Here is a 20728-nt window from a genome sequence, read left to right as displayed (position 1 = left end):
GATTGTCCTATGGAAGCGGATAATGTTTCAGCGATTATCCATCTTCTGGGCGTCGACGGCGAGCGCTACGCTTGAGCCGTTCGTCGCCGATTCCCGGCGGCGCGAGATCCAGGAGCGTTTCCATGTCCGTCGCCAGCAAGCCCGCCCGTCCGGTTCGCGTCTATTCGTTCCCGCTGTCCGGGCATGCGCATCGTGTCCGGCTGTTCCTGTCGTTGCTGGGGCTGCCGTTCGACACGGTCGATGTCGATCTCGCAGGCGGCGCGCAGCGCGAACCGGCGTTTCTCGCGCTCAATCCGCTCGGGCAGGTGCCGGTGATCGACGACGACGGCACCGTGCTCGCCGATTCGAACGCGATCCTCGTTTATCTCGCGAAGCGCTACGGCGACGCGCACTGGCTGCCCGACGATGCCGTCGGCGCGGCAACCGTGCAGCGCTGGCTGTCGTATGCGGCCGGGCCGATCGCATCGGGGCCGGCGGCCGCGCGGCTCGTCACCGTGTTCGGCGCACCGCTCGATCACGACGCCGCCAAGCGCACGGCCGCGAAGATTCTGGCCGCGATCGACCAGGAACTCGCCGGCAAGGCGTTCGCCGCAGGAGAGCAACCGACGATCGCCGACGTCGCCGCCTATACGTACATCGCTCACGCGCCGGAAGGCGGCGTGTCGCTGGAACCGTATCCGCACGTGCGCGCGTGGCTCGCGCGCGTCGAGGCGCTGCCGGGCTTCATCGCGATGCCGCCGACGCGCGCGGGCCTGCTTGCCGCCTGACGCGACGCCACGCCTTTACCGGGAGAATGCGATGACCGCGCCCACCGCCGTCGTACCGGGTTGGGAACTCGACGTTGCGCCGTTTCATGCGGGCGAGCTCGCCGTGCAACAGCGCGCGGGCGTGACGGAGGCCGCGGGCGCCGCCGGCCGGCGCGGGATTCGCCGCTTCATGCCGGACCAGCATCGCGCATTCTTCGCGCAGTTGCCGTTTTTCGTGCTCGGCGGCGTGGACGCGCACGGCCAGCCATGGGCGACGCTGCGGGTCGGCACGCCCGGCTTCGTGACGACGCCGGACGCGCGCACGCTGCGCATCGACGGCGAAGCGTTGCCCGGTGATCCGCTGGCCGGCGCGTGGCAGCCGGGCGCGCCGCTCGGCGGGCTCGGGATCGAATTCGATACGCGCCGGCGCAATCGCGTGAACGGCGTCGTGCGCGCGGCCGACGGCGGCGGGCTGACGATCGCGGTCGAGCAGAGCTTCGGCAATTGTGCGAAGTACATCCAGGGCCGCAAACCCGTGTTCGTCGCGCGTGAAGCCGGGGCGTCCGGTGCACCCGACGTGTCGGACCGGCTGAGCGATGAGGATGTCGCGTTGCTCGAGCAGGCCGATACGTTCTTCGTCGCGAGTGCGAACACGTCGGCCGACGCGGGCGCCGCGCGCGGCGCGGACGTGTCGCATCGCGGCGGCATGCCGGGCTTCGTGCGCGTCGACGATGCGCACACGCTGACGACGCCGGATTTCAGCGGCAATCGCTTCTTCAATACGCTCGGCAATCTGCAGCACGATCCGCGCGCGGGGCTGCTGTTCGTCGATTTCGACAGCGGCGATCTGCTGTATGTCGCCGCGCGCGCGGAGATCGTGTGGGACGGGCCGCTCGTCGCGTCGTTCGACGGCGCGCAGCGGGTCGTGCGGTTTCATGTGCGCGAAGTGCGGCGCATGCGCGGCGTGCTGCCGTTCAAGTGGTCGGCGGTCGAGCGGGCACCGCAATTCGCGGCGATGGCGGGAGCGGGTGTGCAGGCCGCATCGGCGTCCACATCCGCACCTGCGCCTGCATCCACGTCCGCTTCGTCCTCGCGCTCGGGCTGGCGCCCGCTTCGCATCGCGCAGATCGTCGACGAAGCGCGCGCGATCCGCTCGTTTCATTTCGAACCGGTGGATGGCGACGCGTTGCCGGCGTACGAAGCCGGGCAGCACCTGACACTGCGCGTCGCGCTGCCGGGCGAACAGGCGCCGACGATCCGCAGCTACACGCTGTCCGATGCACCTGGCGCACCGCGTTACCGGATCACCGTGAAGCGCGAGGGACGCATGTCGGCGTGGCTGCACGATCATGCGCGCGTCGGCACGACGCTCGACGCGCAGATGCCGCGCGGCCGCTTCACGTTCGACGTCGCGAGCCCGCGACCGGCCGTGCTGGTGTCGGCCGGTATCGGCATCACGCCGATGATCGCGATGCTGCGCCGTGCGCTCGCGGACGGCGACGCAACGCGTCGCCTCGTGTTCGTGCACGGCGCGCGCGACGCGGCCGACCGGCCGTTTGCCGCGGAACTGACGCGCATCGCCGATGCCGACGCGCGCGTGTCGCTGCACTGGTTCGACAGCCGGCCGCAGCGCGATGGCGCGGCGCGGCCGGGGCGCATCGACATCGCGGAACTGAAGCGCATCCTCCCGTTCGACGACTACGATTTCTACCTGTGCGGGCCGTCCGCGTTCATGCGCGACTTGTACGACGGATTGCGTGCGCTGAACGTACCGGACGAGCGCATCCGCTTCGAGGCGTTCGGGCCGTCGAGCATCGCGCGCCACGCGAGCCGCGCGGCGCGCGCACCGGCGGCAAGCATCCCCGTCGTGTTCCGCCGCTCGGCGCGCGACACCGAATGGACGCCCGCCGACGGCACGTTGCTCGAATTCGCCGAAGGTCAGCGCGTGGCCGTGCCGTCCGAGTGCCGGGCGGGGTCGTGCGGCACGTGTGCGACGCGCGTGTTGTCCGGTGCGGTCGAGTACGTGCAGGCGCCCGATGCGCCGGTCGAACCCGGCTGTGCGCTGCTGTGCGTCGCGCGGCCTGCCGAAGGGGCCGCGGTGCCGCTCGTGCTCGATCGTTGAACGCCACCATGCGACATGCCGCCGCAGACGGCCTGCTGCGCGAAAAGCGCGTGCAACTGCTACTTCTTTTGGATGCCGGTCGGATCGACGATAGCGTCAACCGATTCGATGAAAGGAGCGCAATCATGAAACTGCTCGGCATGATCAAGCTGGTCCTGTGGAGTTTCTTCGGCGTACGCAACAGCAAGGCGCACGCCGCCGATCTTGCGAACGTCAACTACACGTTGCTGCCGTTCGTGGCGATCGTGCTCGCGCTGCTCGTCGGCGCGGTCATCTACGGCGTCGTGCATCTGGTCGTCGATCCGACCGCGACGATGCAGGGGTTTTGATCGACTGCAGAATCGCGAGCGGGCGAACGTTCTCGCTCCGGCTTTCGGCCACGTGAGCCGCACGTGACCGTGCCGGCCGCCGAGGTGGCCGCGCACGATGCCCGCCTCGCGCACATCGGCACCGTCGCCGTGCCGCGTGAATCACGCGGTTTCCAATCCCGCCTTCCACTCCACATCCCCGACTTGCCCGATTCCGCGGCGGTCGGTCCCGCCCGGGGTAAAATGCGCGCCGCGCCGCGATGTCGTGCGCGACGGGCACGCCGCCGTTCCGACGAATGGCGCACGCGGATGCCCGGCGCCCGCACCGGGGCGCATGAAGCGCCCGCGCATGACCGGAACACGCAAGGCGCCGGCCGCCCGACACGCTCGCGATCCACGGATCGATGGCGGCGCCGGTGCCGGGCGCGCCACCGTCATCCGATGTCCCATCCTGCGCTTTCCCGATCGATCGGCCCGCATGCGGCCCGATCGCCCGATTCGTCTGATGAATATCGTGTCGACGGTTGCGCGCCGCTTCCGCAGGAACGGTCGCGGGTTCTTGCGCCGGGTCGCGCTTCGCGGCTGCATAACGAGTTTCGAGTGTCTCGACAGGGTCGAGTGGCGAGTTTTCATCCAGAACAATGACGGTGAACAAAACAACAGCGGCGCGCGCACGGCGGCGCGCGAAGGTCGGGCTTGGCGTCGGTGTCGGCATCACGCTTTTCGCGGCGCAGGCCGCGGCGGCACCGGGCGATACGCCGGCATCCGACGCCGATGCGGCCGGCACTGCCATACTGCCGGCGATCACGGTCAGCGCCGAGCGCGGCAGCACGTTTCGGGTGCGGGAGGCGTCGGTCGCAGGGCTCGACGATGCGCCGCTGCGCGACACGCCGGCTTCCGTCAACGTCGTCACGCGCGAGCAGATCGACGACCAGCAGGCCAAACGCTTGAGCGACGTGGTGCGCAACGATGCGTCGGTCGTCAACGACTATGCGCCGGTCGGCTATTTCGAAGGCTTCGCGATTCGCGGCTTTCCGGTCGATCTCGCGAGCGCGATCCGGATCGACGGACTGACGGTGTCCGGCGAGCAGAACGTGCCGCTCGAGAACAAGGAGCGCGTCGAGATCCTGAAGGGCCTGGCCGGCATCGACAGCGGCGTGGTTGCGCCGGGCGGCGTGATCAACTTCGTGACGAAGCGCTCGGCGAACGTCGCGAGCGTGACGACCGGCGTCGACAGCCGCGGGTCGACGTCGGCGGCCGTCGATCTGGGTCGCCGCTTCGGTCCCGACAATCAGTTCGGCTTCCGGATCAATGCCGCGAAGGAGAACATGCACTCGTACATCGACGGCACCAACGGGCGGAGAACGTTCGGCTCGATCGCCGCCGACTGGGACATCAGCCCGCGCGCGAGCCTGCAGTTCAACGCGGAATTCCAGCAGTGGATCCAGCGTTCCGCGCCCGGCTATCAACTGCTCGGCGGCACCGTCGTGCCGTCCGTCAACACGACGTCGAAGGCGCTCGGCACGCAGCCGTGGGCGAAGCCGGTGACGACCGACGCGCTGAACCTGAACGCACGCTTCGACTACCAGTTCAACGACGACTGGAAGGCTTACATCGCCGCGGGCCGCAGCCGCACGATGATCGACGACAACAGCGCGTTCGCGTATGGCTGCTATTACGCGGCGAGCTGCGCGGCCGGCACGACGTCGCCGTTCTTCTTCGGCGCGAACGGCGACTACGATGTGTACGACTTCCGCAGCCCCGGCGAATATCGCCGCAACGACGACCTGCGCGCGGTGACGACGGGCAAGTTCACGACCGGCCCGCTGCGCCATGAGCTGACACTTGGCGTGAATGTGCAGCGCCGCGTCGTGCACATGGCGAACGCCGTGTACGACTACGTGGGCAGCGAGAACATCTACGGACCGGACGTCGCATTCGCGCCGTCGCCGAACACCGCCGGACCGTCGTATCCGCAGCTCGATTCGTGGCAGTACGGCGTGTTCGGGCTCGACCGCATCAGCATCGGCGAGCGCTGGCAGGTGCTCGCGGGCGGCAAGGAAGTGCTGCTGCGCCAGCGCAGCTGGACCAGCGTCGACGGCGACGCGACGCACACCGACCGCTCGGTGTTCCTGCCGCAGGTCGCGCTCGTCTACAAGCCGGTGAACGTGCTGTCGCTGTATGCGTCGTACAGCAAGGCGCTGTCGCTCGGCGACCAGGCGCCGGTGCGCGCGACCAACGCGTATGCGTTCCTGCCGCCGGTCGAATCGCACCAGTTCGAGCTCGGCGCGAAATACGACTGGCTCGACCGGTTGAGCCTCACGGCCGCCGTGTTCTCGATCAGCAAGCCGTTCCAGTTCGCCGATCCCGATGCGTCGGGCACGAGCTACACGTTCGTGCAGCGCGGCACGCAGCGTCACCAGGGGATCGAGCTCGGTGCGGCCGGGCGGGTGACCGAGCGGCTCGGGCTGACGGCCAGCGTCGCGGCGATCCGCGCGCGCGCGTACGATTCGGGTTCGCCTGCGTACGAAGGGCACCAGATCATCAACGTGCCGGCGCTGCGCGCGTCGTTGTATGCGGACTACGCGGTGCCGGGCGTCGCCGGCCTGAACGTGCTCGGCGGCGTCGAGTACAGCGCCGCGCGCAACGCGAACGAGGAAGGCACCGCGCGCGTGCCGTCGTGGTTCGTGTTCAATCTCGGCGCGCGCTACACGACGAAGATCGGCGGCCATCGCACGGTGTTGCGCGTGTCGGTGGACAACCTGTTCAACAAGTTCTACTGGCGCGACGCAGGCGAGCAGCAGGGCGATGCCTATCTGTTCCCGGGCGCGCCGCGCACGGCGCGCGTATCGTTGACCTATGATTTCTGATCGTCCGCATCCGGCCGCGTGATGCGCGGCCCCGACAGTCCACCAGGAGAGCACAGACGATGTCCCCACTCGAAATCGCCGGCGTGATCGTCAGCGCACTCGCGATCTGGCTGACCGCGAAGCGGCGCATGCTGTGCTGGCCGGTCGGGCTCGCGTCGGTCGCGCTGTACGGCTGGATCTTCTTCGACGCGAAGCTGTATTCCGACATGCTGCTGCAGGGCGCGTTCGCGGTGCTGCAGGTGTACGGCTGGCGCCGCTGGATCGCGCAGCGCACGCTGGAAGCGAGCGGCGGCGCGGCGCCGGCAGGCGACGTCGCGCCCGTTACCGGCGTGCGGCCGCGGCAGATGCTGCCCGACCTGATCGCGGCCGTCGTCGGCAGCGCGCTGCTCGGCGGGATGATGGCGCGCTGGACCGATGCGGCGCTGCCGTTCGTCGATGCGTCGCTGACGGCGTTCAGCCTCGTCGCGCAATACTGGACCGCGCGGCGCTACATCGCGTCGTGGGGATTGTGGATCGTCGTGAACGTCGTATATGTCGGGATGTTCGTGTTCAAGGCGCTGTATCTGACGGCCGGCCTCTATGCGCTGTTCATCGCACTCGCCGTCGTCGGCTGGCGCGACTGGAGCCGGACGGCCGACGCGCTGCGCGCGACGGCGAGCCCGGCGAACTGATTCACGGGCCGATTCAACCACGGAGCTGCGTCGTTCATGACATTTCCTCTCGAGCCGAACGCGCCTGCATCGTGTGACGCCGCCGACGCGCGAGACGTCGCACCGCCGCAGTTCGGCGTCGACGGCGAGCAGGCCGAGCGCGACTGGCCGCTGATGACGCACGCCGAAGTGGCGGGCGTGCTCGCGCGGATCGATGGCGTCGGCGCGCCGGCGCGGCTCACGTGGCACAGCCCGCGGCCGTTCTCGGCGGCCGTGCTGGTGCGCACGACGGACGAGCGCGCACTGTTCGTCAAGCGTCATCACGTGAGCTTGCGCGATGTCGCCGGACTCGAGGAAGAGCATCGCTTCATCGCGCATCTGCGCGAGCGCGGTGTTGCGGTCGCCGACGTGCTCGCCGGTCGCGACGGTGCGACTGCGTTCGCATCCGGCGACTGGACTTACGAAGTGCACGCGGTCGCGCCCGGCGTCGACGCGTATCGCGGCGTGATGTCGTGGCAGCCGTTCAAGCATCCTTCGCACGCGTATGCGGCAGGCCGCGCGCTGGCCGAACTGCATCGCGCGTCGGCCGGCTACGATGCGCCGGCGCGGCCCGTGCGCACGCTGTTGTCGAGTTTCCGTGTGCTGTCGTCCACCGATCTCGCCGGTGCGCTCGAACGGTGGGTCGACGCGCAGCCGCTGCTCACGCGCGCGCTGGGTACGCGCGACTGGCGTGGCGACGTCGCGGCTGCGATCGGCCCGTATCACGCACGCCTCGTGCCGCTGTTGCCCGCGCTGCCGCCTTTGTGGACGCACGGCGACTGGCACGCGTCGAACCTGCTGTGGACCGATGCCGGCCCCGGCGCAGAGGTGCGCACCGTGCTCGATTTCGGCTTGTCGGATCGCACGTGCGCGGTGATGGACGTCGCGCTCGCGATCGAGCGCAATACGATCGACTGGATGGCGCCCGCCAATGCGCGCCGCATCGAGTATGCGCACATCGATGCGCTGCTCGACGGCTACGAATCGCTGGAGCCGTTGAGCGACGATGCGTATGCGGCGCTGGTCGCGATGCTGCCGATCGCGCATACGGAGTTCGCGTTGTCGGAGGTCGCGTATTTCGGGTGCGTCATCGACGCCCCGGCGATCGTCGACATCGCGTACGACGGCTACCTGCTCGGGCACGCGCGCTGGTTCGGCGAGCGCGACGGACGACAACTGCTCGACTGGCTGGTGCAACGCCGGCGCGCGAAGCGGGGCAGCGTGTAAAGCCGCGTGCCGGCCGTGTCGGCGGCCAGGGCTTCCTTTTCCTCCATTGCCTCGGTGCGGCGACCGCGCCGCACGTTCATCCGAACTGCGTGATCTTCGACGCGGGACGCTGCTCCCGCAGGACGACGCACGTCCGCACTGCGTCACGTCCAACATGACGGAATTGTCATTTTCGGCTCATGTTCGCACTGCGCGCGCTCCGTAGCATCGGTGCGAACCGTTATCGCAGAACCGAACATGCTCAAGCTCACCCTCGCCGCGGCGGTCGTCTTCGCGACGGCCGCGGCGGTCCATGCGCAGCCGCTGGAGGTTGCGGCGCCGGTGCCGGCCTCGCCGCCGACGGCCGCCGGCGCCGCGCTGCCTTCCGACGCATCTTCTTTCTCATCGCTGACGCTGTCCGACGCGCTAGCGGCCGCGGCCCGCAACAACCCGGCGTTGCGCGGCGCGCGCGCGGACGTCGATGCGTCGGCCGGCGCGCTGATGCAGGCTGGCGTGCGGCCCAATCCGGAAGTGTCGTTGCTGCAGGAAGGCTTCAGCCGCGCGGAGCGCACGTCGACCGCACTGATCAACCAGACCATCGAGCTCGGCGGCAAGCGCCGTGCACGGGTCGACGTCGCGTCGTACGGCCGCGAGGCCGCGAATGCGTCGCTCGACGAGCAGGGTGCCGCCGTGCGCGCCGATGTGATCGCGGCGTTCTACGGATTGCTCGCCGCGCAGCGCCAACTTCAGGTTACCGAAGAATCGGCCGCCATCGCGGCGCGCTCGGCCGAACTCGCGGGCCGCCGCGCACAGGCCGGCAAGGTGTCGCCGGTCGAGGCGACCAAGGCGCAGGTCGCGGCGGCAGGCGTGCTGATCGAGGTGACGACCGCGCGTGGCCGGGTCGACGTCGCGCGCGAGAAGCTGAATGCGGTGATGGGCGAGGCGCGCGGCGACCGGCGCGTCGCCCTCGGCGATCTGGAAACGGTGCCGGCGGTCGAACCGTTGTCCGCGCTCACCGCGCGGCTCGACGATGCGCCGCTCGCCCGCGTCGCGCGAGCGGAGATGCTGCGCGCGAATGCGTCGGTGTCGCTCGAACGTGCGCGGCGCATTCCGGACGTGACGGTGAGCGCGGGCGTGAAGCGGGTGACGACCGGCGGCGTGCCCGACAACCAGGCCGTGGTCGGCGTATCCATTCCGATTCCGCTGTTCGACACGAACCGCGGCGCGTTGCTCGAAGCGACGCACAAGGCCGAGCGTGCGAGCGCCGATCTCGACCGCGCGCGCATGCGGCTGCGGCTCGAACTGGCGCAGGCGTATGCGAACTTCGATGCGGCCGCGCAGGAAGCGCGGCGGTTGAAGACCGACATCCTGCCCGGCGCGCGGCTCGCGCTCGATGCGATGTCGCGCGGCTACGAGCTCGGCAAGTTCAGCTTCCTCGACGTGCTCGACGCGCAGCGCACGCTGTTCCAGGGGCAATCGCAATACGTGCGCGCGCTTGCCGACGCACACGCGGCGCGCGCCGACATCGGCCGGCTCGTCGGCGCGCCGCTGACTGCCGCCGCGCAATAGCCGCGCCTTTCACCAGAAGGATCATCATGTCACGCAGCAGAATCTTCATCATGGCGGCGGCCGTGCTCGGCGGCGTCGGGCTCGTGCTCGGCGCGCTCGCCGTCACACGCGGCGGTGCATCCGAACCCGCGGGCACCGACGCCGCGCAAGCGGCCGACGGCGCGGGCACCGGCTCGCACGGCGGCGTCGTGCTCACGCGCGGCAGACTGTCCATCGAGATCGTGATGACGGAAAAGCCCGGCGACGCGCGGCTCGTCGTCTATCCGTTCGTCGACGGCAAGCCGCTCGACAAGGGCGTTGCCGTGTCGGGCACGCTGGTGCGGTACGACCGCTCGCACGAACCAATGCGTTTCGACGCGGACGGCCGGAAGTTCGTGTCGGCGCAGCCGATCGCGAAGCCGCACGTGTTCGACGCGACGATCGACGTCAAGGCGGGCAACGCGGCCGCGTCCTTCCCGTTCGCCCGCGCGGACGGCGCGATCGCGCTGACCAACGCGCAGCTCCAGACGTCGAGGATCGCGCTCGCGAAGGCCGGCCCCGCGCAGATCGCCACGCCGTTCCAGCTGCCGGGCGAGATCAAGTTCAACGAGGATCGCACCGCCCACGTCGTGCCGCGCGTGGCCGGCATTGTCGAACAGGTGTCGGTGTCGCTTGGGCAGAACGTCGCGAAGGGGCAGGTGCTGGCCGTGATCGCGAGCACCGATCTCGCGGACCGTCGCAGCGAACTGCTGACCGCCGAGCGCCGGTTGGCCGGTGCGCGCGCGACCTATGAACGCGAACGCACGCTGTGGCAGGAGCGCATCTCGGCGGAGCAGGACTACCAGCAGGCACAGGTGCAATTGCGCGAGGCCGAGATCGCCGTGCAGAACGCGCGGCAGAAACTGGCCGCGCTGAACGCGCCGGCCGGCGCGGGCGCGCTGAACCGCTACGAGCTGCGCGCGCCGTTCGCGGGCACGATCGTCGAAAAACATGCAACGCCTGGCGAAGCGATCGCAGCCGATGCGAGCATGTTCGTGATCTCCGACCTGTCGACGGTGTGGGCCGAGATGGCGGTGCCCGCGCAGCGGCTGAACGACGTGCGTGTGGGCCGCGACGCGACCGTCAGCGCGACCGCGTTCGAGTCGCGCTCGAGCGGCCCGATCGCGTACGTGGGCGCGTTGCTCGGCGAACAGACGCGCACCGCGCCCGCGCGTGTCGTATTGCCGAATCCGGATGGCGTGTGGCGGCCGGGGATGTTCGTGAACGTGTCGGTCGACGCGGGCAAGCAGGCCGTGCCGCTCGCGGTCGCGAGCGATGCGCTGCAGGACGTCGACGGTGCTCCGTCGGTGTTCGTGCGCACGCCGAAGGGCTTCGTCGCCCAGGCCGTCGAGACGGGGCGGCGCGACGAGCGCGCGACGGAAGTGCTGAAGGGGCTCAGGCCGGGCCAGGAATATGTGGCCTCGAACAGCTTCGTGCTGAAGGCCGAGCTCGGCAAAGGGAGCGCGGAACATGAATGAACGTCACGTACCGAGGGCCAATGCGGTAGCCGTTCCGCGCTTCGAGGAATTCCGCCATGTTTGAGCGCCTGATTCGCTTTGCGATCGCGCACCGCTGGCTCGTGATGCTGGCGATCGCCGCCGTGGCCGCGCTGGGCGTGTTCAGCTACCAGAAGCTGCCGATCGACGCGGTGCCCGACATCACCAACGTGCAGGTGCAGATCAATACGGCCGCGCCCGGCTACTCGCCGCTGGAGGCCGAGCAGCGCATCACGTATCCGGTCGAGACCGCGATGGCCGGCCTGCCGGGCCTCGAGCAGACGCGTTCGATTTCGCGCTACGGTCTGTCGCAGGTCACCGTGATCTTCAAGGACGGCACGGACATCTACTTTGCCCGCCAGCTCGTCAACGAGCGCATCCAGGAAGCGAAGGACAAGCTGCCGGTCGGCATTGCGCCCGCGATGGGGCCAACGTCGACCGGCCTGGGCGAGATCTACCTGTGGACCGTCGAGGCCGACGCGGCCGCACGCAAGCCCGACGGCACGCGCTACACGGCGGCCGACCTGCGCGAGCTGCAGGACTGGGTCGTCCGGCCGCAACTGAGGAACGTGCGCGGCGTGACCGAGGTGAATTCAATTGGCGGCTATGTGAAGGAATACCGCGTCGCGCCGAACCCGGCGAAGCTGATGTCGTACGGGCTGACGCTCGCCGACGTCGTGCGCGCGCTCGAACGCAACAACGACAACGTCGGCGCCGGCTACATCGAGAAGCGCGGCGAGCAGTACCTGGTGCGCGTGCCGGGCCAGGCGCGCACCGTCGACGACATCGCGAACATCGTGCTGACCAACGTCGGCGGCGTGCCCGTGCGGATGAAGGAGGTGGGCCAGGTCGACATCGGCCGCGAGCTGCGCACCGGCGCGGCGACGTCGAACGGCGAGGAGGTCGTGCTCGGCACGGTATTCATGCTGATGGGCGAGAACAGCCGCTCGGTCGCGAAGGCCGTCGCCGCGAAGATGGCGGACGTGAACCGCACGCTGCCGGCCGGCGTGACGGCGATTCCCGTCTACGACCGCACCGTGCTCGTCGAGAAGGCCGTCGCGACGGTGAAGAAGAACCTGCTGGAGGGCGCGATCCTCGTGATCGCCGTGCTGTTCCTGTTCCTCGGCAACATCCGCGCGGCGCTGATCACCGCGCTCGTGATCCCGCTGTCGATGCTGATGACCTTCACCGGGATGGTCAATGCGAAAGTCAGCGCGAATTTGATGAGCCTCGGCGCGCTCGACTTCGGGATCATCGTCGACGGTGCCGTCGTGATCGTCGAGAACTGCGTGCGGCGGCTCGCGCATGCGCAGGCCGCCGCCGGCCGGCCGCTGACGCGCGACGAACGCTTCGCGGAAGTATTCGGCGCATCGCAGGAGGCGCGCCGCGCGCTGATCTTCGGGCAACTGATCATCATGGTCGTGTACCTGCCGATCTTCGCGCTCACCGGCGTCGAAGGGAAGATGTTCCATCCGATGGCCGTGACCGTGGTGATGGCGCTCGCGGCCGCGATGGCGCTGACCGTCACGTTCATCCCGGCAGCGGTCGCATTGTTCATCGGCGCGCGCGTCGAGGAAAAGGAAAACCGGCTGATGGGGTGGGCGCGGCGCGCGTACGAACCGGTGCTCGCCGCGTTCATGACGCGCCCCGCGCGCGTGATGCTCGGCGCGGGCGCGATCGTGCTGGTCACGCTCGGGCTCGCGACGCGGCTCGGCAGCGAATTCATCCCGAGCCTGAACGAGGGCGATCTCGCGGTCGCCGCGCTGCGGATTCCCGGCACGAGTTTGTCGCAGTCCGTCGAGATGCAGAAGTCCATCGAGAAGACGCTGAAGGCGCGCTTCCCGGAAATCGAGCGCGTGTTCGCGCGCACCGGCACGGCCGAGATCGCGGCCGACCCGATGCCGCCGAACCTGTCGGACGGCTACATCATGCTCAAGCCGACCGACCAGTGGCCCGACCCGAGCAAACCGCGCGACCAGCTCGTGCGCGAGATCGAGGCGTCGCTCGCGGAGCTGCCCGGCAACGCGTACGAGTTCTCGCAGCCGATCCAGCTGCGCTTCAACGAGCTGATCTCGGGCGTGCGCAGCGACGTCGCGGTGAAGATCTTCGGCGACGACATGGCCGTGCTGAACCAGACCGGCGAGCAGATCGCCGCCGCGCTGCAGAAGGTGCCGGGTGCATCCGAAGTGAAGGTCGAGCAGACGACCGGGCTGCCCGTGCTGACCGTCAACCTCGACCGCGACAAGCTCGCCCGCTACGGCGTGACGGTCGCCGACCTGCAGGATTCGGTGGCCGCCGCCGTAGGCGGGCGGAAGGCGGGGACATTGTTCCAGGGCGATCGCCGCTTCGACATCGTCGTGCGGCTGCCCGACGAGTTGCGCTCCGACATCGAGGCGATCAAGCGGCTGCCGATCGCGCTGCCCGCGCCGGCCGCCGGCGCCAGCGCGCCGCTCGCGCAGGCGCCGTACGTGCCGCTCGCGGAACTCGCGACGATCGACGTCGCGCCGGGCCCGAACCAGATCAGCCGCGAGGACGGCAAGCGGCGCGTCGTCGTCAGTGCGAACGTGCGCAGCCGCGACGTCGGCTCGTTCGTCGCCGACGCGCGCGAGCAGTTGCAGCAGGACGTGCGCGTGCCGGCCGGCTACTGGGTGTCGTGGGGCGGCCAGTTCGAGCAGTTGCAGAGTGCAAGCGAGCGGCTGAAGCTGGTGGTGCCGCTCGCGCTGTTCATGGTGTTCGTGTTGCTGTTCGTGATGTTCAACAACGTGAAGGACGGGCTGCTGGTGTTCACCGGCATTCCGTTCGCGCTGAGCGGCGGCGTGGTGTCGCTGTGGCTGCGCGGGATTCCGCTGTCGATCACCGCGGCGGTCGGCTTCATCGCGCTGTCCGGCGTCGCGGTGCTCAACGGTCTCGTGATGATCTCGTTCATCCGCAACCTGCGTGACGAGGGGATGCCGCTCGACGCGGCCGTGCGCGAAGGCGCGCTCACGCGGTTGCGCCCCGTGCTGATGACCGCGCTCGTCGCATCGCTGGGCTTTCTGCCGATGGCGTTCGCGACCGGCACCGGCGCCGAGGTGCAGCGTCCACTTGCGACCGTCGTGATCGGCGGTATCCTGTCGTCCACGGCGCTGACGCTGCTGGTGCTGCCGGTGCTGTACCGCATGAGCCATGCGGTGTCGTGGCGTGCGGTATTGCGCGGCGGCTTCGGCGCGGACGTGCTGCGCCGGCTGGGTTTCTTCAAGGGTAATACGTGATGCGAATTCTGATTGTCGAGGATGAACCGAAAACCGGCGCCTATCTGCGCAAGGGCCTGACTGAAGCCGGCTATGTCGTCGACTGGGTGGAGGACGGCATCACGGGCCAGCACCAGGCCGAGACCGAGGAGTACGACCTGCTCGTGCTCGACGTGATGCTGCCGGGGCAGGACGGCTGGACGCTGTTGCAGAACCTGCGCCGCAGCAAGTCGACGCCCGTGCTGTTCCTCACCGCGCGCGACGACGTCGGCGATCGCGTGAAAGGCCTCGAACTCGGCGCCGACGATTACCTGGCCAAGCCGTTCGACTTCGTCGAGCTCACCGCGCGCATCAAGTCGATCCTGCGGCGCGGCCAGCCGCGCGATTCGAACACGCTGCGCGTGGCCGATCTCGAGCTCGACCTGACGCGCCGCAAGGCGACGCGGCAGCGCGACACGATCCTGCTGACCGCGAAGGAATTCGCGTTGCTGTGGCTGTTGATGCGTCGCGAAGGCGAGATCCTGCCGCGCGCGACGATCGCGTCACAGGTATGGGACATGAATTTCAACAGCGATACGAACGTCGTCGATTCCGCGATCCGGCGGCTGCGCTCGAAGATCGACGACGCGTACGAACCGAAGCTGATCCACACCGTGCGCGGGATGGGCTACGTGCTCGAAGTGCGCGACGGCGCGGCGACATGATCGCGCGCCTGCTGCCGCGCACGCTGCGCGGACGCCTGACCGCGCTGATCATTCTGTCGACGTCGGTGATCCTCGCATCGAGCGGGGTTGCGCTGTACGAAGCGTTGAGCAATCGCATCGAGACGACGGCCGCCGAGCAGATGGCCGGTATTTCCGCGGCGCTGGGCACGCATCTGGCGGAAGCGCATTCGACGGCCGAGGTCGCACGCAACGCCGATATCTGGCTCGACCAGTTGCACGGGCATCCGAACATGGACCTGGCGATCTACGATGCGGCCGGCACGCGCATCGTCGGCACACCGGGGTTCCGGACGTACGCGCCGCTGCTGTCGACGGATGCGGGTCGTATGCCGGTATTCGTCGCGCCGCCCGGCATGCGGCACCAGTATCTGGTGACGACCGTGCCGCTCGCCGGCGCGGGCGCGCCCGTCGTGCGCGTCGCGGTGCAGTACGACCGCAGCGCCGACGTGCTGCTGCTGCGCACGCATGCTTATACGATCGTCGTGATCGAGGTGTTCGGCGTCGTGCTGGCGGCCGCGATCGCATACGGCATCGCCGCGCTCGGGCTCGGCCCGCTGCGGCGCTTCGCGGCGCGGGCCGAGCAGATGTCGACGAGCCGGCTGGCCCATCCGCTGCCGGAACTCGATACGTCAGGCGAACTGAAGGAGCTGGAGCATGCGTTCAACGGCATGCTTGCACGTCTGAACGAATCGTTCACGCGCCTGAGCCAGTTCTCGTCGAACCTCGCGCACGACATGCGCACGCCGCTCACGAACCTGCAGGCGGCCGCGCAGGTCGTGCTGTCGCAGCCGCGCAGCGCTGACGAATACCGGAGCGTGATCGAGTCGAGCATCGACGAGTATCAGCGGCTGTCGAGGATGATCGAGGACATGCTGTTCCTCGCGCGCTCGGAGCAGGCCGGCACGTCGATCGACGTGCGCCGGCTCGATGCGGCCGAGGAAGCGTTGCGTGTCGCCGGCTACTACGAGCCGCTTGCGGAGGATGCGGGTGTGACGGTGAAGGTGGACGGCTACGCATGGGTCGATGCGGATCTCACGTTGTACCAGCGCGCGCTGAGCAATCTGCTGTCCAATGCGCTTGCGTATGCGCCGCGCGGCAGCGTCGTGACGATCGATTGTTCGGAACAGGCCGGGGCGACGACGATCGCCGTATCGGATACGGGCCCGGGCATCGATGCGCAGCATGTCGCACGGATTTTCGAGCGCTTCTATCGTGTCGATCCGTCGCGACACAATTCGGCATCCGGGACGGGCCTTGGCCTCGCCATCGTGCGGTCGATCATGGACAACCATGGCGGCGAATGCGGTGTCGACAGCGATCCCGGCCGGCGCACGACATTCTGGCTGCGCTTTCCGCAGCGTCCGGCGATCGCGTCGAATGCGGTGCCGGCAGCCCATGCGTGAGATCGCACGCCGGCACGGCCGCGCGTTCGCCGCAATACGGCGGCGCGCGGCACGCTGCACGCGATTGTGCGGCAGCGCCCGCGCGTGACCGGCATCAGCGGGTCGCGAGGTTGTCGTGATTGTCGGCCTGCGGCGCCTTCTCGCCGGCATGCACCGAAATCCCGTGAAGCTCCTTGTTGCGCGCGACGATCTCGCTGGTCGGCGGGTATTGCGTCTTGCTCGTCGGCACCGTGCCGTCGTGCTGCGCCTGCTTCAGTTCGTTGACGACATCCGCGCGGGTCTTGCCCTGCGTCTGTGTCTGCGTTTGCGCGAATGCGGATTGCGTCGCGATGCCGATCGACAGCGTCGCGGTGACGAACAGCGCAGCGAGTTTTACCGTTTTCATGGAGCTCTCCTTGATGAGGCCGCCGGGTGGCGATCCATGGAACCAGTATGCGAACGCAGCCGAGCGTGGCCGTGATCGGGAAATGAAAAATGCGTCAGATTGCGCGGCGGTGTGTGCAACGTGCGGGGCCGGCCGCATGACGCAATCGTCATGTTCGGGTCATGTGTGCGATGAGCGGGAGGCGGAGCATGACGCGTGCCGGCGACAGATCGTGTCGCCGGCATGCGCACCGTCCACTGAGCTCGTATGGAAGCGGGCGGCCTTGTTTCGATTTTTTCTCCGGACCAAATCGTGGATCGTTCCGCCATTCGCTTGTCGTTGCTTGCTTTGTTGTTCGCCCCGTTGCTCGCCGCGTGTGCTTCCGTTCATCGGGAGACCGAAACGATTGGATCGGCGGTTCAGAAAACGACGCGCGATGTGGAGTCCACCCGTTCGATACCCGAGGGGCCGATCGACTATGCGGGGCATCGCTGCGGCAATCCGAATTTCTACGTGAAGACGCATCCGTGCCTGTTTCCGAGACGGTGATTGGTCGTACATACGCGAAACGGGATGCGTTGCGGATTTCCGAGGAATGTGGGAAAAACGCCGTTGCTCGTCCGGTACCCGTCATTCACCGACATGCGCGCGCAGACGCTTGACGGTCGCTTCTCATTACACAGTAGACGTTCAGTCACGAATCGTGCCCGTCGCGCCATCGATCGATGCCACTTGAGTTCGTCAGCTCCATGACTAGACTGGAGAATATCGGTCGGGCGTGCTTCGGCAGGCCGCTGTTGTTCGCGCAGGTTGCATCGATCAGGAACGCATATGAAACGCTTCGAGCTGGAGCGAGGAACGAGCATGGCAGCGAGGGCCATGGTGGCCTCGGTTCTGCTGGCGTCTTCTGTCTTTTTCACGTCAGGACACGCCGAGCCAATCGTCACGGGGCCGCTCAGCGTCGACGGATCGCTCGTCGTTCTCGGGCCGGTGACTGTCGACGGTTCGCTGACGGTGGCCGGCAATATCTCCGCCCGCGGGCCGATCACCGCGGCCTCGATTGAACGGATTCCTCCCGACAATCGTGCCATACGCAGACGCCCGGGAGAAAATACGTTTTACGGCCCGCTTACCGTGCATGGCCCGTTGATCGTGCACGGCGATCTGGAAGCACGTGGCCCGATCACCGTCGGTGGCGAGGTCGGCACCGTCGGGACAGTTGGCGCCGAGGGTCCGATTACGCAGCGGCGTTGAATGCGCGTCAGGCGAGATGTCGGACGATCCGTGGCAGCCGGTTGGCGCATTTCACTAATGCGCGCTCGAAGCGTATGAGCTACACGGCGATGCGCTACGCTCGAGTTCGGTCCGTTCCGAAGATCGGGACGCTAGCACTGAATCGACGACAATCGGCTAAATTTGCCGAAACACAGGGCCAAGGAGGGCTGCGTGTCCATTGGTGTCAGCGGCACGGAAGGCTACGCGGAGAACGCGCCATCGCTCATCGAGCAATGGCAGGATATTTCGTTCGCGGAGCATCACGCGCCCATCATGCATCTCGTTCCGCAGGCGCCCTCCAGCGTCCTCGACATCGGGGCCGGTATCGGAACCGACGCTGCTGCATTGGCGACGAAGGGGCATTCGGTCGTAGCCGTCGAGCCGGTAGACGCGCTACGAGTCGAAGGAATGCGGCAGCATTCGTCTCTCCGGATTGAGTGGCTCGACGACAGCCTTCCGGATCTCGCGAAACTGCGCTCCGAACGAAAGGAATTTCACTTTGTCATGCTATCCGCTGTCTGGATGCACCTTGACGAGCACGAACGTCGCCGCGCGATGCCGAATGTCAGCGCGCTTCTGTGCGATGGTGCGGTTCTAGTCATGTCGTTGCGCCATGGCCCCGTTCCCGCAGGCCGGCGGATGTTCGATGTTTCGGCCGAGGAGACGATGCAACTCGCGAATGCCAATGGCCTGCGAACCGTGATGAGCATTCGGACCGAATCTTGTCAGCGAGGAAATCGGCGCATGGGCGTGACGTGGAGTCGTCTGGCTTTCGCCAAGCATGGCGGGCAGGGCTGCCGGCAAGCCTGGAATTTCCACACGAGTTACCGCGATCAGGAGCGGTGAACGCAGGCTTTGGGGAGTGTTGCCGGCCGCACGTCGCAGGACAGTGGCTGCCGGAATTCGGCCAGGAAGGGACAATCAGCACGTCGCGCGATCCGACGTTCGTCGGTTTGCTTCTCCCGAAAAACCGGCGTCCAGGTTTCGATCAATACGGAATTCGCAACGGGCGATGCGCCGCTAAGCCGGCAAGAGACCGCTCACGCGATAGCTCTCTATCAATGTGTCATACAACGAGATATCCGAGCGGCTCCTGGCAATGAGCTGGGCGCCGGCGATGGCGGCGAAGATGGCGCGCGCCCGCCGTCCGCTCTCCTCGGAACCGAGCCCGACCGCAGCGCGCAGCACTTTACTCAGCCACGCAACGTTGACATCAGCGAACGTCTGAACCTCTTTCATCACCGCTTCCGGCAGATCGTCACTTTCGGCGGCCATGAAGCTGCAAAGGCATATGCGATTACCGCTTTCAAGCGCCTTGCGAAAGGTAATGGGATATTGGCGCAGGCACTGCATCGGATCCCGCGATTCGGCCAGCAAGGTGTCCAGAGCAGCCGCTGAATCCTCCCAATACCGCCTGGCTACGGCTGCACCGAGATCGGCCTTGCTTGCGAAGTGATGATAGATGCTTGCGGCTCTGATGCCGACATCCTCAGCGAGATCACGAAAATTCAATCCGCTGTAGCCATGTGCTTGCGCAATCCTTGTGGCGGCCGCCAGGATTCGCTCCCGGGAGTTTGAGCTCGCATCATTCTTCACTGCTGCCGACCTCGAGACAAAAATGGATGTTGACAGCCGGCATTATACCTCCTACGTTTACCCTAACAAACGTTAGGTAGGGCGGTGGCGATGAGTGTCGCACCTCCCTTTTTCGATGTAACCGACCTGCAGAGAGGGAAACGGTGAGTTCCGACATGATCAATTTCGACGAGAGCAAACTTCCTTTGATGAAGATTTACGACTTCCCGACAGGGCCGTACCCGACACGCGTCCGTATCGCGTTGGCCGAGAAGAACCTGCAATCGCGCGCCCGGTTCGTGATGGTCGATCTTTATAAAGGGGAACACAAAAAGCCCGAATTCATTGCAGAGAAGAACTACTCGGGCACGCTGCCGGTGCTCGAGCTTGGCGACGGCACCGTCATTGCAGAGTGCACGGCCATTACCGAGTACCTTGACGCACTTGACGGCGCGCCTACGCTGACAGGCAGGACACCGCTCGAAAAAGGCTTGATCCACATGATGAACAAGCGCGCCGAACTGGAGTTGCTCGATGCCATCAGCGTCTATTTCCACCACGGTACGCCGGGCCTGGGACCGGACGTCGAAATCTATCAGAACGCCGAGTGGGGATTCCGTCAACGCGACAAAGCCCTGCGGGGTATGCACTACTTCGATGGCGTTTTGAAAGGACAGCCGTTCGTCGCTGGCGAAGTTTTCTCGATGGCCGACATCACGGTTATCGGCGGTCTGATCTTTGCGTCGATTGTGAACCTGCCGGTGCCAGCGGAATGCGAGGCGCTTCACGCGTGGTACGCGAGGATGCAAGAGCGCGCCAGCGTAAAAGGACAGCCGGCGTTTTCAGCGCTGACCGGGACGTCCGATTGAATTCAAGGTCGGTGAACGGCTACTTTCGTCGGGTGGCCGTTATGGTTCGGGAGCGACCGTGATTCTGGAGAAGCCCCGTGTGCCCGGAGCGGCTCGGCAACCGCCACCCCACACAATCCCGCAAAGAACGAAAAAAAAGGTTCATCGAGGATTACCGGGGAACGCGGCGCGGATTTTGAGGAAGAAGTATTCCTCGTCGCGGTACCCGTAGGCCCGACGCTTGATGACCTTAATGGTGTTGTTGATGCCTTCGACGACGCTGG

18 protein-coding genes are annotated in these 20728 nt (G+C 67.1%); 15 read left to right on the top strand and 3 right to left on the bottom strand.

Features of this window, described 5'->3' with window-relative positions; translation table 11 throughout:
• Positions 1 to 122 precede the first annotated feature (122 nt).
• The 11 genes from HW466_RS18220 (at position 123) to HW466_RS18170 (ending at position 16382) form a co-directional block, all read left to right on the top strand.
• The gene (locus HW466_RS18220; protein WP_151006647.1) at positions 123 to 767 is read left to right on the top strand and encodes a glutathione S-transferase family protein; all 645 of its coding nucleotides are present in this window, start codon (positions 123 to 125) and stop codon (positions 765 to 767) included.
• Between the two features lie 31 nt (positions 768 to 798).
• Complete coding sequence (locus HW466_RS18215; RefSeq protein WP_174906051.1) at positions 799 to 2868, top strand: pyridoxamine 5'-phosphate oxidase family protein; 2070 nt, start codon at positions 799 to 801, stop codon at positions 2866 to 2868.
• 125 nt (positions 2869 to 2993) lie between these two features.
• Positions 2994 to 3197 (top strand): DUF2970 domain-containing protein, encoded by a 204-nt coding sequence (locus tag HW466_RS18210; RefSeq protein WP_021164122.1) that lies wholly within the window; start codon positions 2994 to 2996, stop codon positions 3195 to 3197.
• A gap of 620 nt (positions 3198 to 3817) precedes the next feature.
• Positions 3818 to 6046, top strand: a complete 2229-nt coding sequence (locus HW466_RS18205) for a TonB-dependent siderophore receptor (protein ID WP_151006369.1) — start codon at positions 3818 to 3820, stop codon at positions 6044 to 6046.
• A 59-nt stretch (positions 6047 to 6105) separates the two neighbouring features.
• Complete coding sequence (gene pnuC / locus HW466_RS18200; RefSeq protein WP_059542836.1) at positions 6106 to 6717, top strand: nicotinamide riboside transporter PnuC; 612 nt, start codon at positions 6106 to 6108, stop codon at positions 6715 to 6717.
• 36 nt (positions 6718 to 6753) lie between these two features.
• Complete coding sequence (locus HW466_RS18195; RefSeq protein ID WP_151006958.1) at positions 6754 to 7962, top strand: phosphotransferase enzyme family protein; 1209 nt, start codon at positions 6754 to 6756, stop codon at positions 7960 to 7962.
• Between the two features lie 237 nt (positions 7963 to 8199).
• Positions 8200 to 9510, top strand: coding sequence for a TolC family protein (locus tag HW466_RS18190; RefSeq protein WP_174906052.1), 1311 nt, complete (start codon positions 8200 to 8202; stop codon positions 9508 to 9510).
• Between the two features lie 50 nt (positions 9511 to 9560).
• The gene (locus HW466_RS18185; protein ID WP_420908224.1) at positions 9561 to 11006 is read left to right on the top strand and encodes an efflux RND transporter periplasmic adaptor subunit; all 1446 of its coding nucleotides are present in this window, start codon (positions 9561 to 9563) and stop codon (positions 11004 to 11006) included.
• Between the two features lie 56 nt (positions 11007 to 11062).
• On the top strand, positions 11063 to 14275 hold the full coding sequence (locus HW466_RS18180; protein ID WP_174906054.1) for an efflux RND transporter permease subunit: 3213 nt from the start codon (positions 11063 to 11065) through the stop codon (positions 14273 to 14275).
• A complete protein-coding gene (gene irlR / locus HW466_RS18175) occupies positions 14275 to 14958 on the top strand; it encodes a heavy metal response regulator transcription factor IrlR (RefSeq protein ID WP_059450488.1) in 684 nt (227 codons plus the stop codon). The genes HW466_RS18180 and irlR overlap by 1 nt, the downstream gene beginning before the upstream one ends.
• On the top strand, positions 14955 to 16382 hold the full coding sequence (locus HW466_RS18170; RefSeq protein WP_151005791.1) for a heavy metal sensor histidine kinase: 1428 nt from the start codon (positions 14955 to 14957) through the stop codon (positions 16380 to 16382). Before irlR ends, HW466_RS18170 begins: the two co-directional genes overlap by 4 nt.
• Positions 16383 to 16476: 94 nt before the next feature.
• On the opposite strand, the gene HW466_RS18165 is transcribed toward HW466_RS18170, so the two are convergent.
• Complete coding sequence (locus tag HW466_RS18165) at positions 16477 to 16767, bottom strand: DUF4148 domain-containing protein (RefSeq protein ID WP_060271298.1); 291 nt, start codon at positions 16765 to 16767, stop codon at positions 16477 to 16479.
• 246 nt (positions 16768 to 17013) lie between these two features.
• Between HW466_RS18165 and HW466_RS18160 the strand changes: the two genes are divergently transcribed.
• From HW466_RS18160 to HW466_RS18150, 3 genes are all read left to right on the top strand, one after another.
• A complete protein-coding gene (locus tag HW466_RS18160) occupies positions 17014 to 17295 on the top strand; it encodes a hypothetical protein (protein WP_151005793.1) in 282 nt (93 codons plus the stop codon).
• Between the two features lie 282 nt (positions 17296 to 17577).
• Positions 17578 to 18000, top strand: coding sequence for a hypothetical protein (locus tag HW466_RS18155; protein ID WP_151005795.1), 423 nt, complete (start codon positions 17578 to 17580; stop codon positions 17998 to 18000).
• A gap of 192 nt (positions 18001 to 18192) precedes the next feature.
• A complete protein-coding gene (locus HW466_RS18150; protein ID WP_151005796.1) occupies positions 18193 to 18867 on the top strand; it encodes a class I SAM-dependent methyltransferase in 675 nt (224 codons plus the stop codon).
• 174 nt (positions 18868 to 19041) lie between these two features.
• Here the strand turns inward: HW466_RS18150 and HW466_RS18145 are convergent, their stop codons facing one another.
• Positions 19042 to 19617 (bottom strand): TetR/AcrR family transcriptional regulator, encoded by a 576-nt coding sequence (locus HW466_RS18145; protein WP_151005798.1) that lies wholly within the window; start codon positions 19615 to 19617, stop codon positions 19042 to 19044.
• A gap of 155 nt (positions 19618 to 19772) precedes the next feature.
• On the opposite strand from HW466_RS18145, the gene HW466_RS18140 reads away from it, so the two are divergent.
• Entirely contained in the window at positions 19773 to 20465 is a 693-nt protein-coding gene (locus HW466_RS18140; RefSeq protein ID WP_239006057.1) for a glutathione S-transferase, read from the top strand.
• 141 nt (positions 20466 to 20606) lie between these two features.
• On the opposite strand, the gene HW466_RS18135 is transcribed toward HW466_RS18140, so the two are convergent.
• Positions 20607 to 20728 (bottom strand): transposase (locus HW466_RS18135; RefSeq protein WP_166966332.1); only part of this gene is annotated, 122 nt, incomplete at its 5' end.

It is taken from the genome of Burkholderia territorii (assembly GCF_902833055.1).
GTDB classification, from domain to species: Bacteria; Pseudomonadota; Gammaproteobacteria; order Burkholderiales; family Burkholderiaceae; genus Burkholderia; species Burkholderia territorii.
Note: the sequence above shows the minus strand (reverse complement) of the source record. Positions and strands in the feature narration are given on the sequence as shown.

Coding starts and splice junctions, on each gene's coding strand:
- HW466_RS18190 (WP_174906052.1), top strand. CDS start 8,200: ATGCTCAAGCTCACCCTCGCCGCGGCGGTCGTCTTCGCGACGGCCGCG.
- HW466_RS18205 (WP_151006369.1), top strand. CDS start 3,818: ATGACGGTGAACAAAACAACAGCGGCGCGCGCACGGCGGCGCGCGAAG.
- irlR (WP_059450488.1), top strand. CDS start 14,275: ATGCGAATTCTGATTGTCGAGGATGAACCGAAAACCGGCGCCTATCTG.
- HW466_RS18215 (WP_174906051.1), top strand. CDS start 799: ATGACCGCGCCCACCGCCGTCGTACCGGGTTGGGAACTCGACGTTGCG.
- HW466_RS18180 (WP_174906054.1), top strand. CDS start 11,063: ATGTTTGAGCGCCTGATTCGCTTTGCGATCGCGCACCGCTGGCTCGTG.
- HW466_RS18160 (WP_151005793.1), top strand. CDS start 17,014: ATGGAAGCGGGCGGCCTTGTTTCGATTTTTTCTCCGGACCAAATCGTG.
- HW466_RS18185 (WP_420908224.1), top strand. CDS start 9,561: ATGGCGGCGGCCGTGCTCGGCGGCGTCGGGCTCGTGCTCGGCGCGCTC.
- pnuC (WP_059542836.1), top strand. CDS start 6,106: ATGTCCCCACTCGAAATCGCCGGCGTGATCGTCAGCGCACTCGCGATC.
- HW466_RS18155 (WP_151005795.1), top strand. CDS start 17,578: ATGAAACGCTTCGAGCTGGAGCGAGGAACGAGCATGGCAGCGAGGGCC.
- HW466_RS18210 (WP_021164122.1), top strand. CDS start 2,994: ATGAAACTGCTCGGCATGATCAAGCTGGTCCTGTGGAGTTTCTTCGGC.
- HW466_RS18195 (WP_151006958.1), top strand. CDS start 6,754: ATGACATTTCCTCTCGAGCCGAACGCGCCTGCATCGTGTGACGCCGCC.
- HW466_RS18220 (WP_151006647.1), top strand. CDS start 123: ATGTCCGTCGCCAGCAAGCCCGCCCGTCCGGTTCGCGTCTATTCGTTC.
- HW466_RS18165 (WP_060271298.1), bottom strand. CDS start 16,767: ATGAAAACGGTAAAACTCGCTGCGCTGTTCGTCACCGCGACGCTGTCG.
- HW466_RS18140 (WP_239006057.1), top strand. CDS start 19,773: ATGATCAATTTCGACGAGAGCAAACTTCCTTTGATGAAGATTTACGAC.
- HW466_RS18170 (WP_151005791.1), top strand. CDS start 14,955: ATGATCGCGCGCCTGCTGCCGCGCACGCTGCGCGGACGCCTGACCGCG.